This window comes from Streptomyces sp. NPDC034111 (genome assembly GCF_055575375.1).
Genome location: NZ_JBVIST010000006.1, coordinates 91766 through 111948 on the forward strand (window position 1 = coordinate 91766; position 20183 = coordinate 111948).

Annotated in this window: 21 protein-coding genes and 1 pseudogene; 13 read left to right on the top strand and 9 right to left on the bottom strand. The window is 70.1% G+C overall.

The genetic code is table 11. From position 1 onward, the window contains the following. Window positions 1–870 precede the first annotated feature (870 nt). Together ACZ55A_RS16860 and ACZ55A_RS16865 are read right to left on the bottom strand one after the other, a co-directional pair. Complete coding sequence (locus ACZ55A_RS16860) at window positions 871–2304, bottom strand: DUF2252 domain-containing protein (RefSeq protein WP_468840375.1); 1434 nt, start codon at window positions 2302–2304, stop codon at window positions 871–873. Between the two features lie 301 nt (window positions 2305–2605). Beyond that, a complete protein-coding gene (locus ACZ55A_RS16865) occupies window positions 2606–3475 on the bottom strand; it encodes a hypothetical protein (RefSeq protein ID WP_468840901.1) in 870 nt (289 codons plus the stop codon). Here ACZ55A_RS16865 and ACZ55A_RS16870 point away from each other — a divergent pair. Continuing rightward, window positions 3374–3628: pseudogene (locus ACZ55A_RS16870) on the top strand (MarR family winged helix-turn-helix transcriptional regulator); the annotation flags it as partial. The gene ACZ55A_RS16865 and the pseudogene ACZ55A_RS16870 overlap by 102 nt on opposite strands. Window positions 3629–3769: 141 nt before the next feature. Here ACZ55A_RS16870 and ACZ55A_RS16875 read toward each other — a convergent pair. After that, window positions 3770–4132: a winged helix-turn-helix transcriptional regulator gene (locus ACZ55A_RS16875; RefSeq protein ID WP_468840377.1), complete on the bottom strand. Its 363-nt coding sequence runs from the start codon at window positions 4130–4132 to the stop codon at window positions 3770–3772. A 126-nt stretch (window positions 4133–4258) separates the two neighbouring features. Here ACZ55A_RS16875 and ACZ55A_RS16880 point away from each other — a divergent pair, with 126 nt between their 5' ends. Then, window positions 4259–4909: an FMN-dependent NADH-azoreductase gene (locus ACZ55A_RS16880; protein ID WP_468840380.1), complete on the top strand. Its 651-nt coding sequence runs from the start codon at window positions 4259–4261 to the stop codon at window positions 4907–4909. 482 nt (window positions 4910–5391) lie between these two features. Here ACZ55A_RS16880 and ACZ55A_RS16885 read toward each other — a convergent pair whose 3' ends face one another. Then, the gene (locus ACZ55A_RS16885; RefSeq protein ID WP_468840382.1) at window positions 5392–5634 is read right to left on the bottom strand and encodes a hypothetical protein; all 243 of its coding nucleotides are present in this window, start codon (window positions 5632–5634) and stop codon (window positions 5392–5394) included. Window positions 5635–5944: 310 nt separating this feature from the next. Between ACZ55A_RS16885 and ACZ55A_RS16890 the strand changes: the two genes are divergently transcribed. The 3 genes from ACZ55A_RS16890 to ACZ55A_RS16900 all read left to right on the top strand — a co-directional run bounded on the left by ACZ55A_RS16890 (window position 5945) and on the right by ACZ55A_RS16900 (window position 8371). Next, window positions 5945–6637 (top strand): hypothetical protein, encoded by a 693-nt coding sequence (locus tag ACZ55A_RS16890; protein ID WP_468840384.1) that lies wholly within the window; start codon window positions 5945–5947, stop codon window positions 6635–6637. Between the two features lie 477 nt (window positions 6638–7114). Beyond that, entirely contained in the window at window positions 7115–7585 is a 471-nt protein-coding gene (locus tag ACZ55A_RS16895) for an IS110 family transposase (protein WP_468840386.1), read from the top strand. Window positions 7586–7921: 336 nt separating this feature from the next. Continuing rightward, window positions 7922–8371, top strand: coding sequence for a nuclear transport factor 2 family protein (locus ACZ55A_RS16900; protein WP_468840388.1), 450 nt, complete (start codon window positions 7922–7924; stop codon window positions 8369–8371). 88 nt (window positions 8372–8459) lie between these two features. On the opposite strand, the gene ACZ55A_RS16905 is transcribed toward ACZ55A_RS16900, so the two are convergent. Genes ACZ55A_RS16905 through ACZ55A_RS16920 form a run of 4 tightly spaced genes read right to left on the bottom strand, consistent with a single transcriptional unit; the run spans window position 8460 to window position 10938 of the window. Next, window positions 8460–8591, bottom strand: a complete 132-nt coding sequence (locus ACZ55A_RS16905; protein WP_468840390.1) for a hypothetical protein — start codon at window positions 8589–8591, stop codon at window positions 8460–8462. Between the two features lie 47 nt (window positions 8592–8638). Continuing rightward, a complete protein-coding gene (locus ACZ55A_RS16910) occupies window positions 8639–9571 on the bottom strand; it encodes an MBL fold metallo-hydrolase (RefSeq protein ID WP_468840392.1) in 933 nt (310 codons plus the stop codon). Continuing rightward, a complete protein-coding gene (locus tag ACZ55A_RS16915; protein WP_468840394.1) occupies window positions 9568–10119 on the bottom strand; it encodes a flavin reductase family protein in 552 nt (183 codons plus the stop codon). Before ACZ55A_RS16915 ends, ACZ55A_RS16910 begins: the two co-directional genes overlap by 4 nt. A gap of 33 nt (window positions 10120–10152) precedes the next feature. Beyond that, entirely contained in the window at window positions 10153–10938 is a 786-nt protein-coding gene (locus tag ACZ55A_RS16920; protein WP_468840396.1) for an SDR family NAD(P)-dependent oxidoreductase, read from the bottom strand. A 177-nt stretch (window positions 10939–11115) separates the two neighbouring features. On the opposite strand from ACZ55A_RS16920, the gene ACZ55A_RS16925 reads away from it, so the two are divergent. The 8 genes from ACZ55A_RS16925 to rfbH all read left to right on the top strand — a co-directional run bounded on the left by ACZ55A_RS16925 (window position 11116) and on the right by rfbH (window position 18627). After that, window positions 11116–11601, top strand: a complete 486-nt coding sequence (locus ACZ55A_RS16925) for an SRPBCC family protein (RefSeq protein ID WP_468840398.1) — start codon at window positions 11116–11118, stop codon at window positions 11599–11601. Continuing rightward, on the top strand, window positions 11601–12716 hold the full coding sequence (locus ACZ55A_RS16930; protein ID WP_468840400.1) for an acyl-CoA dehydrogenase family protein: 1116 nt from the start codon (window positions 11601–11603) through the stop codon (window positions 12714–12716). Before ACZ55A_RS16925 ends, ACZ55A_RS16930 begins: the two co-directional genes overlap by 1 nt. 59 nt (window positions 12717–12775) lie before the next feature. Further along, the gene (locus tag ACZ55A_RS16935; protein ID WP_468840402.1) at window positions 12776–13306 is read left to right on the top strand and encodes a nuclear transport factor 2 family protein; all 531 of its coding nucleotides are present in this window, start codon (window positions 12776–12778) and stop codon (window positions 13304–13306) included. A gap of 209 nt (window positions 13307–13515) precedes the next feature. Next, window positions 13516–14742, top strand: coding sequence for a cytochrome P450 (locus ACZ55A_RS16940; protein WP_468840404.1), 1227 nt, complete (start codon window positions 13516–13518; stop codon window positions 14740–14742). A gap of 54 nt (window positions 14743–14796) precedes the next feature. Beyond that, a complete protein-coding gene (locus ACZ55A_RS16945) occupies window positions 14797–15405 on the top strand; it encodes a dTDP-4-dehydrorhamnose 3,5-epimerase family protein (protein WP_468840406.1) in 609 nt (202 codons plus the stop codon). Then, window positions 15402–16382, top strand: coding sequence for a dTDP-glucose 4,6-dehydratase (gene rfbB / locus ACZ55A_RS16950; protein ID WP_468840408.1), 981 nt, complete (start codon window positions 15402–15404; stop codon window positions 16380–16382). Before ACZ55A_RS16945 ends, rfbB begins: the two co-directional genes overlap by 4 nt. After that, the gene (locus tag ACZ55A_RS16955) at window positions 16379–17326 is read left to right on the top strand and encodes an NAD-dependent epimerase/dehydratase family protein (protein WP_468840410.1); all 948 of its coding nucleotides are present in this window, start codon (window positions 16379–16381) and stop codon (window positions 17324–17326) included. Before rfbB ends, ACZ55A_RS16955 begins: the two co-directional genes overlap by 4 nt. Beyond that, window positions 17323–18627, top strand: a complete 1305-nt coding sequence (rfbH, locus tag ACZ55A_RS16960; RefSeq protein WP_468840412.1) for a lipopolysaccharide biosynthesis protein RfbH — start codon at window positions 17323–17325, stop codon at window positions 18625–18627. Before ACZ55A_RS16955 ends, rfbH begins: the two co-directional genes overlap by 4 nt. Before the next feature lie 90 nt (window positions 18628–18717). Here rfbH and ACZ55A_RS16965 read toward each other — a convergent pair whose 3' ends face one another. Continuing rightward, window positions 18718–19989, bottom strand: coding sequence for an activator-dependent family glycosyltransferase (locus ACZ55A_RS16965; RefSeq protein ID WP_468840417.1), 1272 nt, complete (start codon window positions 19987–19989; stop codon window positions 18718–18720). Window positions 19990–20183: the final 194 nt, after the last annotated feature.

Here is a 20183-nt window from a genome sequence, read left to right on the forward strand (position 1 = left end):
CGGCTCACACTGCGCACCCGGAACGTCACTGGGCTCGCCGCCCGCCTCGATCCCGTCGCCGAGCGAGCCGGCCGGTACCTCTGGGCTGCCCGTCCATGCCCCGTTCGGGCCCTCGACCTGATCTCCCTGGCCGTGGCTGTCCTCGGTCCTGGCGCCCTGATCGCCGCCGCGGGCGTCCGGTGCCTGCGGGCTGCCCTCAGCGCCGGGCGTGCCCGGCACGTCTGCTTCGTCCGCCCCGTGCTGGCCGTCCTGCGCGTTCTCCGCGTGCGAGTTCGTCACTCGGTCAGCGTACGGCCCATGCCGGCCCAGGCCCTCCGCCACCATCCACCGGCCCTTTCCTGATCTCTCCCCCTCCCCCCGGGGCCCCTCCCCCCACCCACCTCCACCCCATCCCCCTCGCCCACCGCTCCGCGCCCACACCACCAGCCACCAGAACGATCAGCTATCCGATCAGGTACCCCGACGACCGCTCGGCCGGCAGGTCCCCCGACACCAGGGCATCGGCCGACAGGGCCCCCGACAGCCAAGCCATCACCGGAGCCCGCCAGCCGCCCGAGCAAGGCCGGCCGAAGCACCCGAGGCGCCCCCAGCCGCCAGCGGCCCGAATCCACCCCCAGGCGACCCACGGCCGATCGAGCCCACCCTAGGCAACACCAGCCACACCCCCAGCCCACTCAGCCGCAGCACCCAGCCGCCCTCCGCGCAGCCCGACCACCAATGGCGCCCGAACCACACATCGGTCAGATGTCAGGGACCGGCCCCGTGCCTCCTGATGCCTGCCCGTGCACGGGACGCAGGTCAGGGGGCAGGGCTAGGGGCTAGGGGCAAGGCAAGGACAAGCGCATCCAAGGGCGGCCACCTATTCAGTGCTCAAACCCCCATCTCCGCGGCGATACGGCCGCTCTTCACGGCTGTGGTCAGGCTCGCGTGGTCTGCTTCTGTGCGGTCGGCGTAGGAGACCGCGAATCTGGCTATTGCCTCGTCCAGTTCCTCGCTCTTGCCGCAGTAACCGGCCACCAGACGTGGGTCGGCGCTGTGGGCATGGGCTCGGGCCAGGAGGGCGCCGGTCATGCGGGCGTAGTCGTCCAACTGGTCGCCGGTCAGCTGTGCCGGGTCCACGCTGCCCTTGCGGTTCCTGAACTGGCGGACCTGGAAGGGGAGTCCGCCCGACGCACCGTCCATGGTGGTCGGGGCTATGTCCTGGACGGTCGTCCAGCCCAGCAGGATGTCGCTGACGACCTGCATCCGGCGCTGGCCGAGCACCACCCGTCGGCCCTCGTGCGCCACCGACGGCACGGGGAAGCCGGCCTTCTCCACATACGGCGCCAGCATCGAGCCGCGCGCCTCCTTCACCTGGAGCACCAGCGGCTCGCCCCGGTGGTCCAGCAGCAGCACCACATACGACCGCAGCCCCACACTGCCCGTGCCGACCACCCGGAAGGCGACGTCGTGTACCGCGTAACGGGCCAGCAGCGGGAGCCGGTCTTCGGGCAGGGTCTCCAGGTACGTGGTGAGGGACGCGGCCACGGCCGCCGCTTCGGCATCCGGCACCCGCCGCAGCACCGGCGGCGCGTCCACGAACCGGCGTCCGCCGTCCGCCGTCTGTTCCGTCGCCTTCGCGGCGAACCGCGCGCTGGTGTTCTTGCGCGCCTTGGCCGACACCAGCTCCAGCGTCCCCAGCAGATCCCGCGCGTCGGTGTGCGAGACCAACTCCTCGTCGGCGATGGCGTTCCACGCCTCGGTCACCGGCAGCTTCGCCAGCAGCCGCATCGTCCGCCGATACGCACCCGCGGCATCCTGCGCCGCCTTGCGGCAGGCGTCCTCGTCGGCGCCCGCCTCCCGGCCCGCCAGCACCAACGACGTCGCGAGCCGCTTCACGTCCCACTCCCACGGCCCGTACAGCGTCTCGTCGAAGTCATTGAGGTCGATGACAAGGCCGCCGCGGGCGTCGCCGTAGAGGCCGAAGTTGGCGGCGTGCGCGTCTCCGCAGATCTGTGCGCCGATGCCGGTCACCGGTCCGCCCGTCAGGTCGTACGCCATCAGCCCCGCGGAGCCTCGGAGGAACGCGAAGGGGCTGGCGGCCATCCGGCCGACCCGTATCGGCGTGAGCTCGGGCAGTCGTCCGGCGTTGGACTCCTCCACCGCAGCGACCGCATCCGGCCGCCCCTCCCCGATGGAGAGCAGGTCCTGCTCGGCGCGGGGCAGTCGCTCCCGCAACGCCCGGCCCGCGGCCTTGGGCGACGGCCCCGACGGCCCGTGCGCATCCGCCCTCGCAAACCCCGGTACATACGGCACACGCGACATGGCGGGCCACCTCCCCCTTCACGACCTGTATTTGGGCTGTTGTTGTCTTCTGCCGCCCTGCGCGCTGCGGACCTCGCACCGCGCAACCCGTACTGCATACCGAGCACTGCGTACCGCGCAATGCCTGCTGCGCAATGCGTACTGCGCAGCCTGCACCGCTTACTGCGTACTCGGCGGCCCGCCCCGCGGCTTCGGCGTGCCGTCGAGCAATGACGTTACCGACACCTCGTCAAGGTCCGCACAGCCTGTGGATAACTCTCCCCACCGAGGCTTGGACTGCCGCCTCCGCACCGCTATACCCCTACGGCTTCTTCCAGTTCTTCTTCCAGTTCTTCTTCCACCTCGGTAGCCGCAGAGCGCCTCGACATCGCCCCAGGCGCTGCCCCAGGCGCTGCCCCAGGCTCCGCCCCCGGCATCGGCGCGGGATGGGCCCCTCTTCCGTTACCGTCGCCGCCACCGCGGCCGCTGCCACCGCCACCGCGGCCGCTGCCACCGCCGCGGCGTTGGCTACCGCCTCCGCCTCCGCGATGCGCCGCCGCTTCTCCGCCAGCGCCGCCATGCCGACCACCAGCACGCCCACGGCCGACCACAACGCCAGCGTCCAGATATGGCCGGACAGGCCGTAGCCGTCGAAGTACACATGGCTGCGGACACCTTCGATGAAGCCCGCTCCGTTCCAGAAGGAGTGCAGCGCCGCGAAGAATCCGTTCTGCATCTCCGGGCGGAAAATCCCCCCGGAGGACGTGAAGTTGAGCATCACGAAGAGGGCCATCACACCGAGCGTCGTCCACCGCTTGAGGAAGGTGTGCAGGCCGGTACCGATCAGCAGGATGCCCGCGGAGTAGAGCCAGGCCATGGCCCACAGGCCGCGCAGGCCGTGGTCGACGAGGTGAACGACCGGGCCGGCGAACGCCGTACCGATGAGGCTGACCACCAGGGACGTACCGAGCGCCAGCGCCGCCCGCAGCCGGAGCGGCAGCACGGCTCCGGCGCCGCCGAGCACCGCGACCGAGGCGTACGAGCCGATGCTGATCGCCACCAGCAGGAAGAAGATGCCCTGGCCGGTCGGGTCGACAAGTCCACGGTCAGCCGGCAGATCGCCGCACTGGAGAAGCTCGGCTTCGTCGAGCGCCGCGTGGACCCGGAGGACCAGCGCGTTCAGGTGCTCCACCCGACCGAGAAGGGCGCTCAGGTGCTCGCCAATGTCACCGCCAGCCGCCGGCAGGCGTTCCATGAGCGGCTGGCCGACTGGGACGAGGCCGACCTCGAGCGCTTTGCGACGTACCTTCGGCGCTACAACGCCGCCCAGGCACGACTGGGGTGAGCCCCCAGAGCCCCCAGAGGCCCCAGAGGCGCCAGAGGCCCCACGAGCAGCCCTAGGCGTGCCCCACAAGTCCCCACGAGTAGCCCCACAAGTCGCCCTACGAGTGACCCCACGCACCCCCGGCCACCTCCGGAACCACCCCTACTTCCGGAACCGCTCCGGACACTGCCCCCCATCGGCGAGGTACGTCTCCGCCCAGCGCCCCAGCTCCTTGAGTGCGGGCTCCATCGCCAGGCCGGCCTCGGTGAGCCGGTAGGAGACCCGCAGCGGCGGGCCCGCATCCACCTCGCGTACCACCAGGCCGGTCGCCGCCAGCTCCATGAGGCGGTCGGACAGCATCCGCTCACTGATCCCGGGGATGGCCCGGCGCAGGTCGGCGAAGTGCACCGGGCCCGGCATCAGGGTGGCGACGATCAGGCCCGTCCAGCGCTTCCCGAACAGCTCGAAGACGCGCGTGGTCCCGTCGTCGACCTGTCTGCACATCGCCTCGCTGTGGTCCGCCATACACCCAGAGTACCGCGCTCCCGTTGGCTACTGCAGAAAAGTAAGCTCCTGTGCTATCAATAGGTACGTACGGAATTCAATCAGCGGCCGCGCCCCGTCCGGCCGCGAACCGAAGGACCGATCACCATGGCCACGCTTCTGCTCATCGACTCCTCCGTCTTCCCCGAGGGCGGCTCCGCGTCCCGCTCCGTCACCGCCGCCTTCCGCAAGGCCTGGGAGGAGCAGCACCCCAACGGCACGGTCATCCACCGTGATCTGGCCGCCGACCCACTGCCGCACCTCGACGGCGTCGCGGCCTCCGCCGCCTTCTCCGACCCCGCCACCCACAGCCCCGAGCAGCAGACCGCCTTTGCGCTGCGGGTCCAGCTCGCCGAGGAGCTGGAGCAGGCCGACGCGGTCGTCATCGCCGCGCCGATGTACAACTTCACGATCCCCTCGACGCTGAAGGCGTGGCTCGACCAGGTGATCATCATGGGCCGTACGGCGGGTGAGTCGCCGTCCGCCAAGGGCACCCCGGTCACCGTCGTCGCCAGCCGCGGCGGCTCGTACGCGCCGGGCACGCCCCGTGAGTCCTTCGAGTACGTGCAGAACTACCTGGAGGCGGTCCTGAACGGCGGTATGGGCCTCGAGGTCGACTTCATCGTCCCCGAGCTGACCATGGCTCCCAGCAACCCGGCGATGACCGAGCTCGTCCCGCTGTACGAGACCTCCCGCGACAAGGCCCACGAGGACGCGGCAGCCAAGGCGAAGGCCCTGGCCGAGCGCCTCGCCGCCTGAGAGGGCCCCTGCGGCAGCCCCGGGGGCACACCGGACCACCCCGCCCACCGGTCGCCGTGCCCCAACGCCCCCGGGACCGCGGCCACTTCGCCGCTCCGGACGTCCGGGCTCGCGCTCGCTTCGCCTCCCCGAGAGAGGCTGCGACGGAGGCTTGGACGGATGCTTCGACATGAGCCGCGCGGGGTGTCCCGATGGCAGGCCGGTGCTGCCGAGCACGTCGGGCCGCGATGTGTGTGACCTAGCCCTCACTGCCCTCACTTCCGCGGAGGAGTCCGCGCCGCCCTCGGGCCGGAATGCGTGACAGGGGCAACAATGTGAGGAAGACAACGAAAGACCCCCGGCCGCCGGATTTCTCCGGAGACCGGGGGTCTCATCTGTGGGGCACCGACGAAAGGCGCTGTTCAGGGCCTATACAGGCACCTATAGAAATCGTTTCCCACGCTGTCCGGCCGATTTTCCCGCAGCCCAGGCCAGAGGCTTGGTTAGGGACGGCGACGGGTCCGCGAGGGGTCGAGGATGTCCAGCCATACGTCCAGCTGCTTGGCCTCGTGGATGAACACCTTGCTGTCCTTGCGCACCCGCTTGTACCGCGCCACGAGGTCGTGCGCGACATCCGCGACGATGTCGGAGAACGGCCCGTGAACCAGTCCGCTCCAGTCCGCGATATGGCGGTCGGAGCGGTACAGCTGGTCCAGGGGCAGCTTGCGGCAGGTGGCCCAGGCCACCCAGCTCAGGGGCGTATTGCAGGAGATGGTCGTGGCCCACAGGCGAGGAGCCGCACATGCGCTTCACGACCCTGAGGGCGACCTCTCTCGCCTCAACGACTCTCTGGACGCTGCAAGCGTGGACGTCCTCGTGGATCAGGGTCCGGTAGTCGGGGCCGTCCACGTCCGCCCACAGGGTGTGCAGGCCTTCCTCGGTGCTGCTCTGGTGAGTCAGCGTTGGCCATGGTGACTCGGCCGTGCAGGCCAAGGCCCGGGTGACGTCCTCCATGGTGTATCCACAAGGGTGCGGGCCGGAGACGATTCCGCGACGGTGATCGAAGAAGCCGCCTTCTTCCTGGAACTCCCGCGCGATGCACTTGAGGTGCGGGCAGCGGGAGAGCCGGTCCTGTGGATGTGCACCGTTGGTGTAGTCGCCGACTTCTTCGCTCAGCCGCCGGATCCGCTCGCGATCCGCTCCTGTGACGATCTCCACGCGTACGTCGGCGCGGTCGAGGTGCGCGTCCGGTATTTCGCGCGCGACATGCGACAGGACGGCCAGCCGTTGGAAGCCTTCGATGCACTCGGCCCCGGACAGCTCGATGCCGCCGTCCGCACGCGGCAAGACGGCCTCCACGCCGAAGACCAACGGGGCGCCTGCGGCTCCGAAGTCCCAGGGACGGTTGCGCAGCATGTCCGCCAAACGGTGGTTCTCGGCGCTGTCCGCGAGGTAGCCTCGCGTGCTCGCGAGCCGGATCGCGGCGTCGGGCCCGCTGGCCAGCGCGGCCAGCTCCCGCGCGGACACCACGACCGCCAGGCGGTCCGCGAACCGCGCCCATCCTCGGAGATGCAGCACCAGGCTGGGCTTACCAGCCGAGGCACCCGGCGTACCGCCCGCTCCTGGATACCACGCATCGTACGAGTGACTGTGTGCATTCATGCCCTGTCCAACGCCACCAGGCCCATGTGGTGCCTGGTGAGAGGAATGGACCGTCCCTCCGGGGCAAAACATCAACAGTCTCGATAGATGAGTTTTCCGCCGCCCGACTCCCCCACGGAGGGCCAATCACAGGAAGGGCAACGCTGACCAACCTCGACAGGACGAGGAACCAGGATGACCAGCAACGTCCCTTCCGCGCCTAATCAGACTTGCCGGGTCGGAGAGACTCGGTGCCGTAGCCGCCAGCAGGTGAGCACTATCGCCGCCGGAACCCGTTCGAGTTCTGCTCTGAGACCGTGCCCCTGCTGGTCGGCCGGGAGGCCAGACCGCTCATTAGACGACCATCGTTCCTGCAGCCCTCACCGGTAGGGTTGTGACCTCTCGGTCCCGGTGGGTGCATGGCCAAGACTGCGAGCCGTTCCATCAGCGACGCCAGCCCCGCTGGGCCGAGGCCGTCTGATCGGCTTCAGGGACACGCCTCGTAGAGGGCCGATTAATGAGCTCCCGGCAGACGGCCTCACCACCGAGCAGCTGCTCCCGGAACGGCAGTGGAGTACGTGCCTCGTGTTCATCGGATGGGACTGGGCGACCGAGACCCATGACGTGACGGTCATGGATGACACCGGCAAGCGCATCGACCGGTGGGAACTGGCCCACACCGAAGAGGGGTTCGCCAAGACCCTGGCCGGGCTGCGCAAGTATGGCGCCCCGGCCGATCTGCCTGTCGCCATCGAGACCACCCGCGGCCTAGCCGTCGACCGGCTGCTCGTCGCGGGCCACCCCATCGTGCCGGTACACCCCAACGCCTTCCACGCCATGCGAGCACGCTGGGGCGCCTCCAAGGCCAAGACCGACGCGGGCGACAGTATGAAACTCGCCGACTACCTGCGCACCGATGGACACATGCTGCCCCGGCTGGAGCCCACCGAGCAGGCCACCCTCGGCTTGCAGGCCCTCACCCGGCAACGTGCCGATCATGTCGAGGCCAGGGTCGCTGCCGTCAACCAGCTCGTCGCGCTGCTGGATGAGCACTGACCTGGCGGCAAGGTAGCGACTGGGCCGCCAAGAGCTACAACGACGCCCGGGCCCGCAAGAAGCGACACCCCCATGCCATCCGCATCCTCGCGCGCGCCTGGCTCCGGGTGATGGGGGCCTGCTGGCGCGACGGCACCTGCTACGACCCGGCCATCCTGGTGTTCTCATCGGCGGCGCTTGTTGCGATCATGGCCAACCGTGCCTGTCGGCTACAACGGCCATAAGAATCTCCACCTCGTCCCACCCTCCAGCGAGCCCTGAGCGACGGACGGCAGCGTGAGGCAGTGCGAGCGCTGCCCGGTCCGGGGCGGCAGCCGGACTTCACTGGAGGATGTCGTGACGCAGGCGGTTCATGCAATGGAGACGAAGGTCACGGGGGATCTCTACGCCGAGGTACAGACGTTCTACGCGCGGCAGATGCGGCGGGTTGACTCTCTGGACATCGAGGGCTTCGCGGATACGTTCACCGAGGACGGTGTGGTCGTGCACGCAAACGGGCAGCGAGCTGAGGGCCGCGCGGCGATGGTGGCCGGTATGCGCAGGAACCTCCCGCGCTACCGCGACATCGCGGTGCGGCACTGGTTCGGCCACCTGATCATCGACGTGGACGAGCAGGATGCGGATACGCTTCGTGTCTCTTACTACACGCTCGTCACCCGCACCGACCGCGAGGGCAAGGTCGCCTTCGAGCCGACCTTCACCGTTGAGGACGTTCTGGTCCGCCGGGACGGGCGGCTGCGCACCGCGTCGCGGATCATCCACCGGGATACACCTGTAGCCCTTTGAGCGGTTCGGGAAGCGGTAATGCGTCCACGGGCGGTATGAGGACCGGTCCTTATACCGCCCGTGGACGCATTGCCCATTGGTGTGGTGATCAGTCGATGCCGCGGCAGATGTGGGGTTCCACCATGGGGTCGTCCTCCTGCTCACAGCCCGCCAGGAGCGGCGTCGGAACATCGGGGACGTTGTCGTCGGCGGTCGGGGCGGTTTGTCCGTACGTAGTCACCTGTCCATCAACTCCCGGTTTCTTGTTCGTCCTTCACGGGCCGGCAGCTAGGCATGGCAGGCCGGTAGGCCCCCGTGAAACTCGACCATCTCCTGGAATGAGCCGAACACGTCGATGCGGGCGCCGGGCGCAAGTCCGCGCAGTTCGGCGTAGGCGCGGTGCAGGTTGCCCACTAGCCGCTCGCTGTCGAGCCAGCTCGCGAACCGGCCCGGGTCGCTGCGGCGGGCCATTTCCAGCGGGGTGAGACCTGCGGTGATGCCCTCGTCGGCGAGCCGCCCGATCCATCGCAGATAGGCCTCGGTGTCGTCGAGCAGCTCGGGCCCGCCGACCGGCCCGTGCCCCGGTACGACCGTGGTGGCCCCGAGCGCCCGCATGCGCTCGATGGCGCGCAGCGAGCCCGAGATCGAGCCCATCAGCACGTAGGGCGTCACCTGCGACCACACCACGTCGCCGGTGAACAGTACGCCGCGCTCCGGCACCCAGGCGATCACGTCGCCGGGAGTGTGCGCCGGACCCACGTGCAGCACGTCGGCCCGGGGGCCGCCGGCCGGGTGGAGAGTGATCGCATCTCGGAAGGTCAGCGTGGGCAGTACGACCGGGGTCTCGCCCCAGGCCACGTTGGGCCACAGCTGCCGCAGCCCTTGCCCGGCCTCGGCGGTGTCCGAACGGGTCGACTCGTGCGCAACGATCGTGGCGCGGCCGGCGAACTGACCGTTGCCGAAGACGTGGTCGCCGTGGAAGTGAGTGTTGACCACGAAGCCCGGCCCCTCGGGGGCGACCCGCTCGGCCTCTTCGCGCAGCCGCCGGGCGCGGAACTCGGTGGCGGCCGTGTCGATCAGCACGGCCGAGGCCCCGCCGTCGGTGCCTGTGATGAGCCCGGCGTTGTTGAGGCACCAGCCGCCCGGGGGCTGCACGAAGGCGTGGACACCCTCGGCAACCTCCGTCAGCCGGCCGGTGGTGTCGATGCGGGGAGTGGTCATGCGGTGGCTCCGAGGGGGTTCAGGGCAGAGTAGCGGCCGTCGTGGAAGACGAGGGGCCGGACGGCGGGCGCGCTGGTGCGCAGCGCCACCACCCGGCCGAGGAGCAACACATGGTCGCCCGCCTCGTACTGGGCGTGCAGCACGCATTCGAAGGAGGCGGCCGCCGCGGGGAGCACGGCGTTCCCGGTGGTCCCGGCGACGGCCCCGGTGCGGCGCATCGCCGCGAGGCCCTCGGGGCGGTCCCTCCGGGCGAACTCCGCGGACAGTTCACGCTGTTCCTCGGTGAGGACGTTCACGGCGAAGCTGCCGCGCTCGGTCACCCGCGGCCGCATCCGGCCGTCCGCCGTGACGGAGACCAGGAGCAGCAGGGGGGCGAGCGACACCGAGGTCAGGCTGTTGAGCGTCGTCACGAGTGCATCGTCCCCGCTGCCCTGGGTCAGGAGGGTCACTCCGGTGGGGAAAGCGCCCATCGCCTTTCGGAAATCGGCCGCGCCGGGGGCGTCCGGGGCGGCGGGTGCGGTCAGCAGTGCGCTGCCTGTGCGGGTCATGGTGGCGGCTCCGTCTCTCACGGCTGTGGCGGATCAGTAATTGCCCAGGCCGCCGCACACGTTGAGCGCCTGCGCGGTGATGGAAGCGGCGGTGTCCGAGACCAGGTAGCCGACAAGACCGGCGACCTCCTCGGGGACGACATAGCGGCCGAGCGGGATGCGCGCCTCGAACTTGTCCTGGACGTCCTTCTCGGTTACGCCGTAGTACTCGGCATGGCCCTGCCGCACCCGCTGCGCCATCGGTGTCTCCACGAAGCCTGGGCACACGGCGTTGACCGTGATGCCGGTCTTGGCCAGCTCCAGGCCCACCGCCTTGGTGAAGCCGACGACGCCGTGCTTGGAGGCCGAGTAGGGGGCGGCCAGCGCCACGCCCTGTTTGCCGCCGGTGGAGGCGATAGACACGATGCGTCCCCAGCCGTTCTCCAGCATCCGCCCGGTGGTCAGCACTTCGCGGGTGACGCGAAAGACGCTGTTGAGGTTCACGTCGATGACGTCGAGCCACAGCGCATCGTCGATCTTCGCGGTCTCGCCGCCGCCGTTGCGGCCTGCGTTGTTGACGAGGATGTCGATGCGACCGTACGTCGCGACCGCCGCCTCGACGGCTGCCTGCACCTGTTCGGTGGAGGACACGTCACACGCCGTGCCGTCGGCCTCGTACCCCTCCTTGCGCAGCCGCTCGACCAGGCTGCGCACGTTCTCTTCGCTGCGGGCGACGCCGAAGACGGCGTGGCCCTGCCGGGCCAGCAGCTCGGTCACGGCCAGGCCGATCCCGCTGGTGGCTCCGGTGACGAAGGCGATGCGACGCGGCGCTTGTGTCATGTGAACTCCCGATCTCTGGGCCGGTCGTGGGCCGTGGACCGGACGACCGTGACAACGGGGCCTAGCGGACATCTGGACTCGTACTGGAGGGCCCGTTCCAGCCACCCTCCACGGCGGGTTGAGCGCGGCGGGCCAGCGTGCCGTCGTCACACCCGGCAGAACGAGCGAGGAGGGCACGTGCCCGAGCAGACGATTCCGGACGTACGGAAGTCGGTGACCGTGGCGGCCACGCCCGAGCACTGCTTCAGGGTCTTCACCGAGCGGCCGGCCGACTGGTGGCCGCCGTCCCATGTGCTGGTCAAGAAGGAGCGTGCCGGGCTTGCTTTCGAACCCGGCGTCGGCGGCCGCTACTACGAGTGGGACGTCGAGGGCACCGAGATGACCTGGGGCAAGATCCTGGAGTGGCAGCCGGGCCACCGCCTCGTGATGACCTGGCGCATCGACGGTTACTGGCAGTCCATCACCGACGACGAGCGCGCCAGCGAGATCGAGGTCGAGATCACTCCGGTCGACGAGCACCGCACCAAGGTCGAGCTCGCGCATGTGAAGCTGCACAAGCACGGCGAGGGCGCCTCCCGGATCTTCAAGGCGCTGGACGGGCCGAGCCCGGGGGAGACGCTGGAGCGCTTCGCCCGCGCCATCGAAACGGCGAAGGACCTGTGATGGGCGCAGGAACAGGTCTGTTCGACGCCGAGAAGGTCCGCCTCCTCGCCGCCGAGCACGCGGAGAACTCCGACCGCACCCGTGCCCTGGCCCCGGAAGTGGTCGACGCCGTCCGCGAAGCCGGCTTCGCCCGGCATTTCGTGGCCACCCGATGGGGCGGTACAGAGGGCTCGTTCGCCGAGCTGACCCGGGCCGTCGTCCAGGTCGGCGCGGGGTGTGCGGCCGCCGCCTGGTGCGCTTCGCTGAGCGCCTACTCGGCCCGGTTCGCCTCCCACCTGCCCGCGGCGGGACACGAAGCGATCTGGGGTGACGGCCCGGACGCCGTGGTCGCCACCGCCCTGATGCCCGCGGGGCGGGCCGTCGAGGTGGCGGGCGGATGGCGGCTCAGCGGCGAGTGGGCCTATGTGAGCGGCATCGACTTCGCCGACTGGGCGCTGGTCTGCGCCGCCGTGGCCGTCCCCGGCGCGAGCGGTGAAGGACCTCCCCGGCTGCGCTTCTTCGCCCTGCCGCGCGGCGCGTACACCGTCCGTGAGAGCTGGGACAGCATCGGCATGCGCGCCACCAGCAGCCATACGGTGCTGGTCGACGGGCAGTTCGTGCCCGCTCACCTCTCCTTCGACCGTACGGACATGCTCACCGGCGACAATGCCGTCTCCGCTGTCGCCGCGCACAACGTGCCGTTCCAGGCGGTCGGCGGACTCACCTTCATCGCCCCCGTCGTCGGTGCCGCGGCCGGCGCGCTGGAGGCGTGCACGGCCTCGCTGACCGGCCGCCGGCGCAGTCAGACGAACGAGCTGCTGCTGGTACGCGCCTCCGGCCGGATCGACGCCGCTCGGTACCTCGTCGAGCAGAACGCCGAGGTTCTCGACGGCAGGCACTTCACCCCCGAACTCATGGCGCGCAACGAGCGCAACGCCACGTTCGCCGCCGAACTCGCACGCGAGGCCGTCGACCTCCTCGTCCGCGCCGCCGGCACCGGCGGTCTGGGCGAGACCCGGCCGCTCCAGCGGTTCTGGCGCGACATCACCTCCGCCACCAGCCATGTCGCCCTCCAGTACGACACGGCGGCCCGCAGGAACTACGCGGCGGTGCTGCTGGGGCCGGCCGAGGACTGAGGGCCGGATCCGGACACAGCCCCCGGACACGTACGCAGACAGATCGAAAAGGAGCAGAAATGACTCAGGTGCTGCGGGGACCCGGACAGCGGGTCGGTGCGGAACTGTACGTGGAGGTCCAGCAGTTCTACGCCTTGCAGATGCCACTCCTGGAGGAGCGCAGGCTGGCGGAGTTCCTGGAGACGATGACCGAGGACGGCTCGATCGAGCACCGTCCCGGCGGCTGGAAGCTGGAGGGCCGCGAGACGCTCCTGAAGGAGATGTCGGAGCGCCGCGGCGACCCGGACAAGCCGCTCGTCGGGGAGGTCTCCGCCCGCGAGGCGCGGGAGAACAACGTCGCCTACTACGACGGGCTGGTCTACCGGTACTGGTTCGACCGGCTGCGCATCACCGAGCTCGACGGCGGCGACCTCAACGTCCGCTACCAGGCGGTCGTCACCATGACGGACGCCAAGGGCAAGGTGAGCTTCGAGCCCACGACCACGGTCGAGGACGTCCTGGTGCGCCGCGACGGGGAGCTGTATCTGCGCTCCCGGGTCGTCACCCATGACTCGCCCGCTTGGGCCGACAAGATTCACAACCCGTCCTGAAGGCGGGCCGTATGAGAAGGGGCACCCCGTATGGGGTGCCCTTTCCGCGTGCCGGGCTCCCGCCCCGACGTGCCACGAGGAGCAGGCGACCGGGCCTCCAGCGTGCCTGCCTACGGTGCGGCGTGACCGCGTGTGGCAGCCCCAGCGCGGTCGGGCGGGCGGCAATGGGCGGCCCGGCCCCACCCAGGAATGCACGCGGAGGAGCCATCGTGACTGTCGCCCCCGAGACCGAGACCGACGTCTTTCCCCTCAGCGGGTCGAGCTACCAGGGGCCCGCACCCCAGTACGCGCAGCTGCGTTCCGGATGCCCGGTGAAGCACGTGCCCACGGCCGGCGGTGTGGACGCCTGGCTGGTCACCCGGTACGAGGACGTGCGCGGGCTGTCGGCCGATCCACGGCTGAGCCGGGCGCTGGCCTGCGGGCCGGACGCACCGCGCATCGGCGGGACGATGCACACCACTCCGGAAATGATCATTTCGCTGGACTCGCCCGAGCACTCCAGGCTTCGCAAGCTGGTGGCCGGCGCGTTCACCCTGCGCCGTGTCGAGCGCATGCGCGCCGAGGTGCAGACGGTCGCCGATGAGCTGCTCGACGCCATACAGGCCCAGGACGGGCCGGTCGACCTGGTGGAGCAGCTGGCGGTACCGCTGCCGCTGACGGTCATCGGCGAACTGCTCGGGGTGCCGTCGCAGGACCTGCGGGCGTTCGAGAAGTGGGCCCGGGCGTTCGCGACGGTCGACGACCGGGCCGGGGGCGAGGAGTCGCTGAACGGCCTGGCGAAGCTCAGCGAGTACATCGTCGGCCTCATCGCGGACAAGCGCGCCAACCCCGGCGACGACATGCTCTCCGAGCTGATCGCGGCACGGGACAACGACGACCGGCTCAGCGAACAGGAGCTGGTGACCTTCGGCTTCACCCTGATCGGTGCCGGCTTCGACACCACGGCCAACCAGCTGGCCAACTCCGTGCTGGCGCTGATCGCCGACCACCGTGACCAGTGGCAGTGGCTGGTGGAGGACCGCAGCAGGATCCCCCGCGCGGTCGAGGAACTCCTCCGGCACGTCAATCTGTTCGCCACCGACACCTCCGGTTTCCCGCGCATCGCCGCCGAGGACATCGAGGTCGGCGGAGTGACGATCCCCAAGGGCGACGCCGTGCTGCTCTCCCTCGCCTCCGCCAACCGGGACGAGAGCGTCTTCCCGGACGCCGACCGGCTCGACCTGTCCCGTGAGCGCAACCCCCACATCTCCTTCGGTCACGGAATCCACTACTGCCTGGGCAAGCACCTGGGCCGGATGGAGATGGAGATCGCACTCGACGGCCTGATCCGCCGCTTCCCGGACCTTCGGCTCGCCGTGCCCAAGGAGGAACTGCCCTGGCACCACGGCGAGATCAACCACACGCTCTCCAGTCTCCCGGTGGTCTGGGGCGCCTGACCGGACGGCGACGGCGGCCCCTGCGAACCCATGAAGAGGAATGAGGACGAGTCCGTGCGCATTTCCGAGACGGCGATTCCCGGGGCGTATGTCGTCACCCCGGACCGTATTCCGGACGAACGCGGAAACTTCTACGAAGCCATGCGCGCCGACGTACTCCAGCGCGTACTGGGGTATTCCTTCGTGCCCCAGCAGATCAACTACTCCGTGTCCCGGCGCGACACCCTGCGCGGAATCCACAGCGTGGCCGTCCCGCCGGGGCAGGCCAAGTACGTGACCTGTGTGCGCGGAGCACTGCGCGACATCATCGTGGACCTGCGCGTGGGATCGCCGGCCTTCGGCCGTCATCAGGTCGTCGAACTGGACGCCGCGTCGGGGCAGTCGGTGTATGTACCGGCAGGTGTCGGCCACGGCTTCCTCGCTCTCGCCGACGACACCTGTATCTCCTACGCCGTGTCCAGCCTGTACGTTCCGGGCACCCAGATCGAGGTGAACCCCCTGGACCCGGAGCTGGCCCTGCCCTGGGGCTGCCGCGAGCCGCTGATCTCGGCGCGGGACGCCGCGGCGCCCACCGTGGCCCAGGCCGCGGCCGCCGGTCTGCTCGCCCGGTGGACCGGCGCCCCCGGTGAGCAGGCACCCGTCCGAGCCCGGGCGACGGTATGAGGATCCTGGTCACCGGCGGGGCCGGATTCATCGGCTCGCACTACGTCCGGTCGCTGCTCTCGGGTGCCTACGCACCGTACGGTCACGCCCGCGTCACCGTCCTCGACACGCTCACCTACGCGGGCAACCGGGACAAACTCCCCACGGCGCATCCGCGCCTGGACTTCGTCCGCGGCGACATCGGCGACCTGCCGCTCCTCCTCCAGCTGCTGCCCGGACATGACGCGGTCGTGCACTTCGCGGCGGAGTCGCACGTCGACCGGTCCATCCACGCGGCCGGCGACTTCGTCCGCACCAACGTCGCGGGCACCCAGACCCTGCTGGAAGCCTGTCGGCGCACCGGCATCGCGCGGTTCGTGCATGTCTCCACCGACGAGGTGTACGGCTCGATCGCCGAGGGCGCGTGGACCGAGGACTGGCCGCTCGCTCCCAACAGCCCGTACGCCGCGTCCAAGGCGGCCTCCGATCTGATCGCGCGCGCCTACCACCGCACATACGGCCTCGATCTGTCGATCACCCGCTGCTGCAACAACTACGGGCCCTACCAGCACCCTGAGAAGCTCATTCCGCGCTTCGTCAGCCTGCTGCTGGCGGGCGAGCGGGTGCCGCTGTACGGCGACGGGCGCAATGTCCGCGAGTGGCTGCACGTGGACGACCACTGCCGGGCCGTCCACGCGGTCCTCACCCGTGGCCGGGCCGGGGAGGTCTACAACGTCGGCGGAGGCAACGAGCGGACGAACCTCCAGATCACCGAGCGTCTGCTGGAGCTGCTCGGGGCCGATGCGTCCCGTATCCAGTGGGCCGCCGACCGCCAGGGTCACGACCTGCGGTACTCCCTCGACGGGAGCAAGATCCGTGAGGAGTTGGGCTACGTCCCGCAGATCCCCTTCGAGCAGGGGCTGGCCGACACCGTCGACTGGTACCGGAACCACACCGAGTGGTGGAAGCCGGGCACCGACGGGCAGGTGGCGGTATGAGAGCCGTCGTTCTGGGCGGCGCCGGCTTCCTCGGCCGCCACATCGGCGCGGCCCTGGAGGCCGCCGGCGTCTCCGTTCTGCCGGTCTCCCGGAACAGCGTCCCGGCCGTCGACCTCACCACCGACGGCGGCGGCACCGCCCTGGCCGCGCTGCTTGCGGAGCACCGCCCGCACCTTGTGGTCAACGCGGCGGGCCGGGCGTGGCAGGCGACCGAGGCCGACATGGCCCAGGGCAACGCCCGGCTCGTCGACCGGCTGCTGGCAGCCCTTGCCGCCACGGCACACCCGGTGCGCCTGATCCACCTCGGCAGCGTCCACGAGTACGGGTCCGGCGTGGTCGGCATCCCGACCGCCGAGGATCACCCGACCGCCCCCCGCACGCCCTACGGGCGCACCAAGCTCCAGGGGACACGGGCCGTCGTGGACGCGGCGCGGACCACCGGAATCGACGCGGTGGTGCTGCGCGTCGCCAACGCGACAGGTCCCGGAACCCCACCGGGCAGCTTGCTGCGGACCGTCGCCGACCACCTTGCCGAGGCCGCCGTGACGGTTGCCGGGGGCGGCGTTTCGCGGCCACTGCGCTTCGGATCGCTCGGTGCGCACCGGGATTTCGTCGACGCGCGTGACGTGGCGGACGCGGTGGTCGCCGCCGGCCTCGCTCCGAACAACGGGCTTGCCGGCCAGATCGTCAACATCGGCCGCGGTGAGGGAGTCACCGCACGCCGGCTCATTCACCGCATGGTCGGGCTGAGCGGCCTTCCCGTGCCCGTCGAAGAGGACGAGAGCGCGGCCCCGTCGGGCATCGCGTGGCAGCAGTTGGACATCTCCAAGGCACACCGGCTGCTGAATTGGCGGCCGCGCAGGGAGCTGCACATCTCACTGCGGGACCTGCTCGAAGCGTCACGACCTCACGCATACGAACTTCAGGAAGGGATACGGACATGAGCGTGCACAGGATGCTGGTCCTCGACGAGGTGCGCAAGTACCACCAGGACGTCCAGCCGGATGGCGGCTTTGTCCCCGGGGTCACGGAGATCTGGCCGTCGGGGGCCGTGCTGGAGGAGGACGACCGGGTGGCGCTGGTGGAGGCCGCGCTCGACATGCGCATCGCCGCGGGGCGCAGCTCCCGGCAGTTCGAGTCGGCCTTCGCCCGTAAGCTCAAGCGGCGCAAGGCGCACCTGGTGAACTCCGGCTCGTCCGCGAATCTGCTGGCCGTCTCCGCGCTGACCTCACCGCTGCTGGAGGACCGCAGACTGCGCCCCGGGGACGAGGTGATCACCGTGGCGGCGGGCTTCCCCACCACGGTCAACCCCATCCTGCAGAACGGCCTGGTCCCGGTCTTCGTCGACATCGAGCTGGGCACGTACAACACCACTGCCGAGCGGGTGGCGCAGGCGATCGGGCCGCGCACCCGGGCCATCATCATCGCGCACACCCTGGGCAACCCCTTCGAGGTCGCCGAGATCGCCGAACTCGCCGAGGAACACGGCCTGTTCCTCATCGAGGACAACTGCGACGCCGTGGGGGCCGTCTACGACGGCAGGCTCACCGGCACCTTCGGAGACCTGACCACCGTCAGCTTCTACCCCGCGCACCATCTCACCATGGGCGAGGGAGGCTGCGTCCTGACCTCGAACCTGGCGCTGGCCCGGATCGTGGAGTCGCTGCGCGACTGGGGCCGTGACTGCTGGTGCGAGCCGGGGGTGAGCGACACCTGCCTCAAGCGCTTCAGCTACCGCATGGGCACGCTGCCCGACGGCTACGACCACAAGTACATCTACTCGCACGTCGGCTACAACCTCAAGACGACCGACCTACAGGCCGCGCTCGGCCTGACCCAGCTGGAGAAGATGGACCGCTTCGTCGAGGCACGACGGCGCAACTGGAGGCGGCTGCGCGAGGGCCTGGAGGGGACACCGCACCTGCTGCTCCCCGAGGCGACGCCGCGGAGCGATCCGAGCTGGTTCGGTTTCGTGCTCACGGTGGACCCGGGCGCTCCCTTCAGAGCCGGCGAGCTGGTGTCCTTCCTGGAGGACCGCAGGATCGGCACCCGGCGGCTGTTCGCGGGGAACCTGACGCGGCACCCGGCGTACGCCGACCAGCCGATCCGGGTGGTCGGAGACCTCACCAACAGCGACATCGTCACCGAGGGCACCTTCTGGGTCGGCGTCTACCCGGGGCTGACCGACGAGATGCTCGACTACGTCATCGCCTCGGTCAGGGAGTTCGTCCGGGCCCGCGGCTGAGCCGTGCGGGCCGTGCACACGACGGCCCCTGTGCCGGAAGACCACTTTCCGGTACAGGGGCTGTCGCGCGTGCCCGGCCTGCGAGCCGGGTCAACGGCGGTGCAGCGCGGTGAGCTTCTCCAGGGTGGGCACGATGTCGTTCGGACTCGGCATGGCCAGCCAGTCCTGGTACATGGACTCGGCGCCGGAGCGGAAGGAGGGATCCCGCAGGACCCGCGCGAGCCGCTCGCGCATCTCCTCCACCGTCTGTTCCTTGTGGTCCAGGCTCAGGCCCGCGCCATGGCGGGCGAGATACGAGGCGTACGCACCGGCCTCCACCCCTTCCTTCTCCAGGACCAGCTGGGGTACCTGCTGGGCCGCCGCCGCCGTGAGCGTCCCGCCGCCGCCGTGGTGGACGATCGCGGAACAGGTCGGCAACAGGTGGTTGAGCGGCAGAAAGTCGACCGTACGGACGTTGTCCGGCACCGTCTGCCCGGCGAGCTGCCGGCCGTCGAGGGTGGCCACCACCTCGATGTCCAGGCCGGCCACCATCTCCAGCATGTCGCGCACCAGGGCTGCGTCGTTGTGGAACATCCGCCCCGAGACGCCGAGCGAGAGCGCCACCCGTGGCTTCCGGGGACGCCGGTGCAGCCATGCGGGGACGACCTCCGCGCCGGTGTAGGGCACCCGCCGCACCGGGACCACCCGGGTGCGGGTGGGCAGACGCAGGGCCTCAGGCGTCGGGTCGACGGTCCACTGGCCGAGCAGCAGTTCGTCGTCCGTCTCCAGGCCGTACCGCTCGGCGACCGGGCGCACCAGCTCCTCCAGCGGATCGGGCACACCGGTACCCGCCGCTCCGCCGCGTTCCTGGTGGCGGTTCCGGGCCCAGCCGCAGTAGTCGGGGCCCCACAGCAAGCGGGCGTGTGCCGCGCCGGCGACGCGCGCCGCCACCGCGGCGGCCGGCCATTGGTCCCACAGCACCAGGTCGGGCCGCCAGTCACGGGCGAGGCCGACCAGGGCGTCCACACTGGGAACCGTGTCCATGGGGGCGTCCTGGACCGTGTGAAAGATGCCGATCGAAGCCAGCGTGTAATGGCTGAACATGGTCCATGTCTCACGCTCGGCAGGCAGAATGCCCAGCGCCCGGGCGAGCCGGTCGCGCTGCTCGTCGCCGAGCATGAAGTCGCCCACCGATGACAGCGGGGGCATGGTCTGCTCGGTGCCGATCTCCACCGCGGTGAGTCCTGCGGCGGTGATGGTCTTCGTCAGGGCCGGGTGGGAGGCGACGCGCACCTCGTGCCCGGCCCCCTGCAGGGCCCAGGCGAGCGGAACGACCGGATACAGATGGGCGGGCATGGGCCACACGGTGAACAGGATCCGCATGGTGATCTCCTCTGGGGACGCACGGCTCCGCGCGTGCGCGCGGTTCTTGGCCACGCTGTGGCATCCGGCTCCAGCGTCCCTGGAGCCCGGCCGGAAACCCGTGACAGGCAGCTCCACCGCGACGCGAGTCTGTCCCGAGCACGGGCCGGTAGTCACTAGACGAGTAAGTCCGAAGTCCCGCCTGCGGGGAGGCG

Bases quoted from the DNA above. Each gene is read 5' to 3' on its own strand.
- ACZ55A_RS16860 (WP_468840375.1), bottom strand. From the start codon at position 2,304: ATGTCGCGTGTGCCGTATGTACCGGGGTTTGCGAGGGCGGATGCGCAC.
- ACZ55A_RS16875 (WP_468840377.1), bottom strand. From the start codon at position 4,132: ATGGCGGACCACAGCGAGGCGATGTGCAGACAGGTCGACGACGGGACC.
- ACZ55A_RS16880 (WP_468840380.1), top strand. From the start codon at position 4,259: ATGGCCACGCTTCTGCTCATCGACTCCTCCGTCTTCCCCGAGGGCGGC.
- ACZ55A_RS16910 (WP_468840392.1), bottom strand. From the start codon at position 9,571: ATGACCACTCCCCGCATCGACACCACCGGCCGGCTGACGGAGGTTGCC.
- ACZ55A_RS16915 (WP_468840394.1), bottom strand. From the start codon at position 10,119: ATGACCCGCACAGGCAGCGCACTGCTGACCGCACCCGCCGCCCCGGAC.
- ACZ55A_RS16920 (WP_468840396.1), bottom strand. From the start codon at position 10,938: ATGACACAAGCGCCGCGTCGCATCGCCTTCGTCACCGGAGCCACCAGC.
- ACZ55A_RS16930 (WP_468840400.1), top strand. From the start codon at position 11,601: ATGGGCGCAGGAACAGGTCTGTTCGACGCCGAGAAGGTCCGCCTCCTC.
- ACZ55A_RS16935 (WP_468840402.1), top strand. From the start codon at position 12,776: ATGACTCAGGTGCTGCGGGGACCCGGACAGCGGGTCGGTGCGGAACTG.
- rfbB (WP_468840408.1), top strand. From the start codon at position 15,402: ATGAGGATCCTGGTCACCGGCGGGGCCGGATTCATCGGCTCGCACTAC.
- ACZ55A_RS16955 (WP_468840410.1), top strand. From the start codon at position 16,379: ATGAGAGCCGTCGTTCTGGGCGGCGCCGGCTTCCTCGGCCGCCACATC.
- rfbH (WP_468840412.1), top strand. From the start codon at position 17,323: ATGAGCGTGCACAGGATGCTGGTCCTCGACGAGGTGCGCAAGTACCAC.
- ACZ55A_RS16965 (WP_468840417.1), bottom strand. From the start codon at position 19,989: ATGCGGATCCTGTTCACCGTGTGGCCCATGCCCGCCCATCTGTATCCG.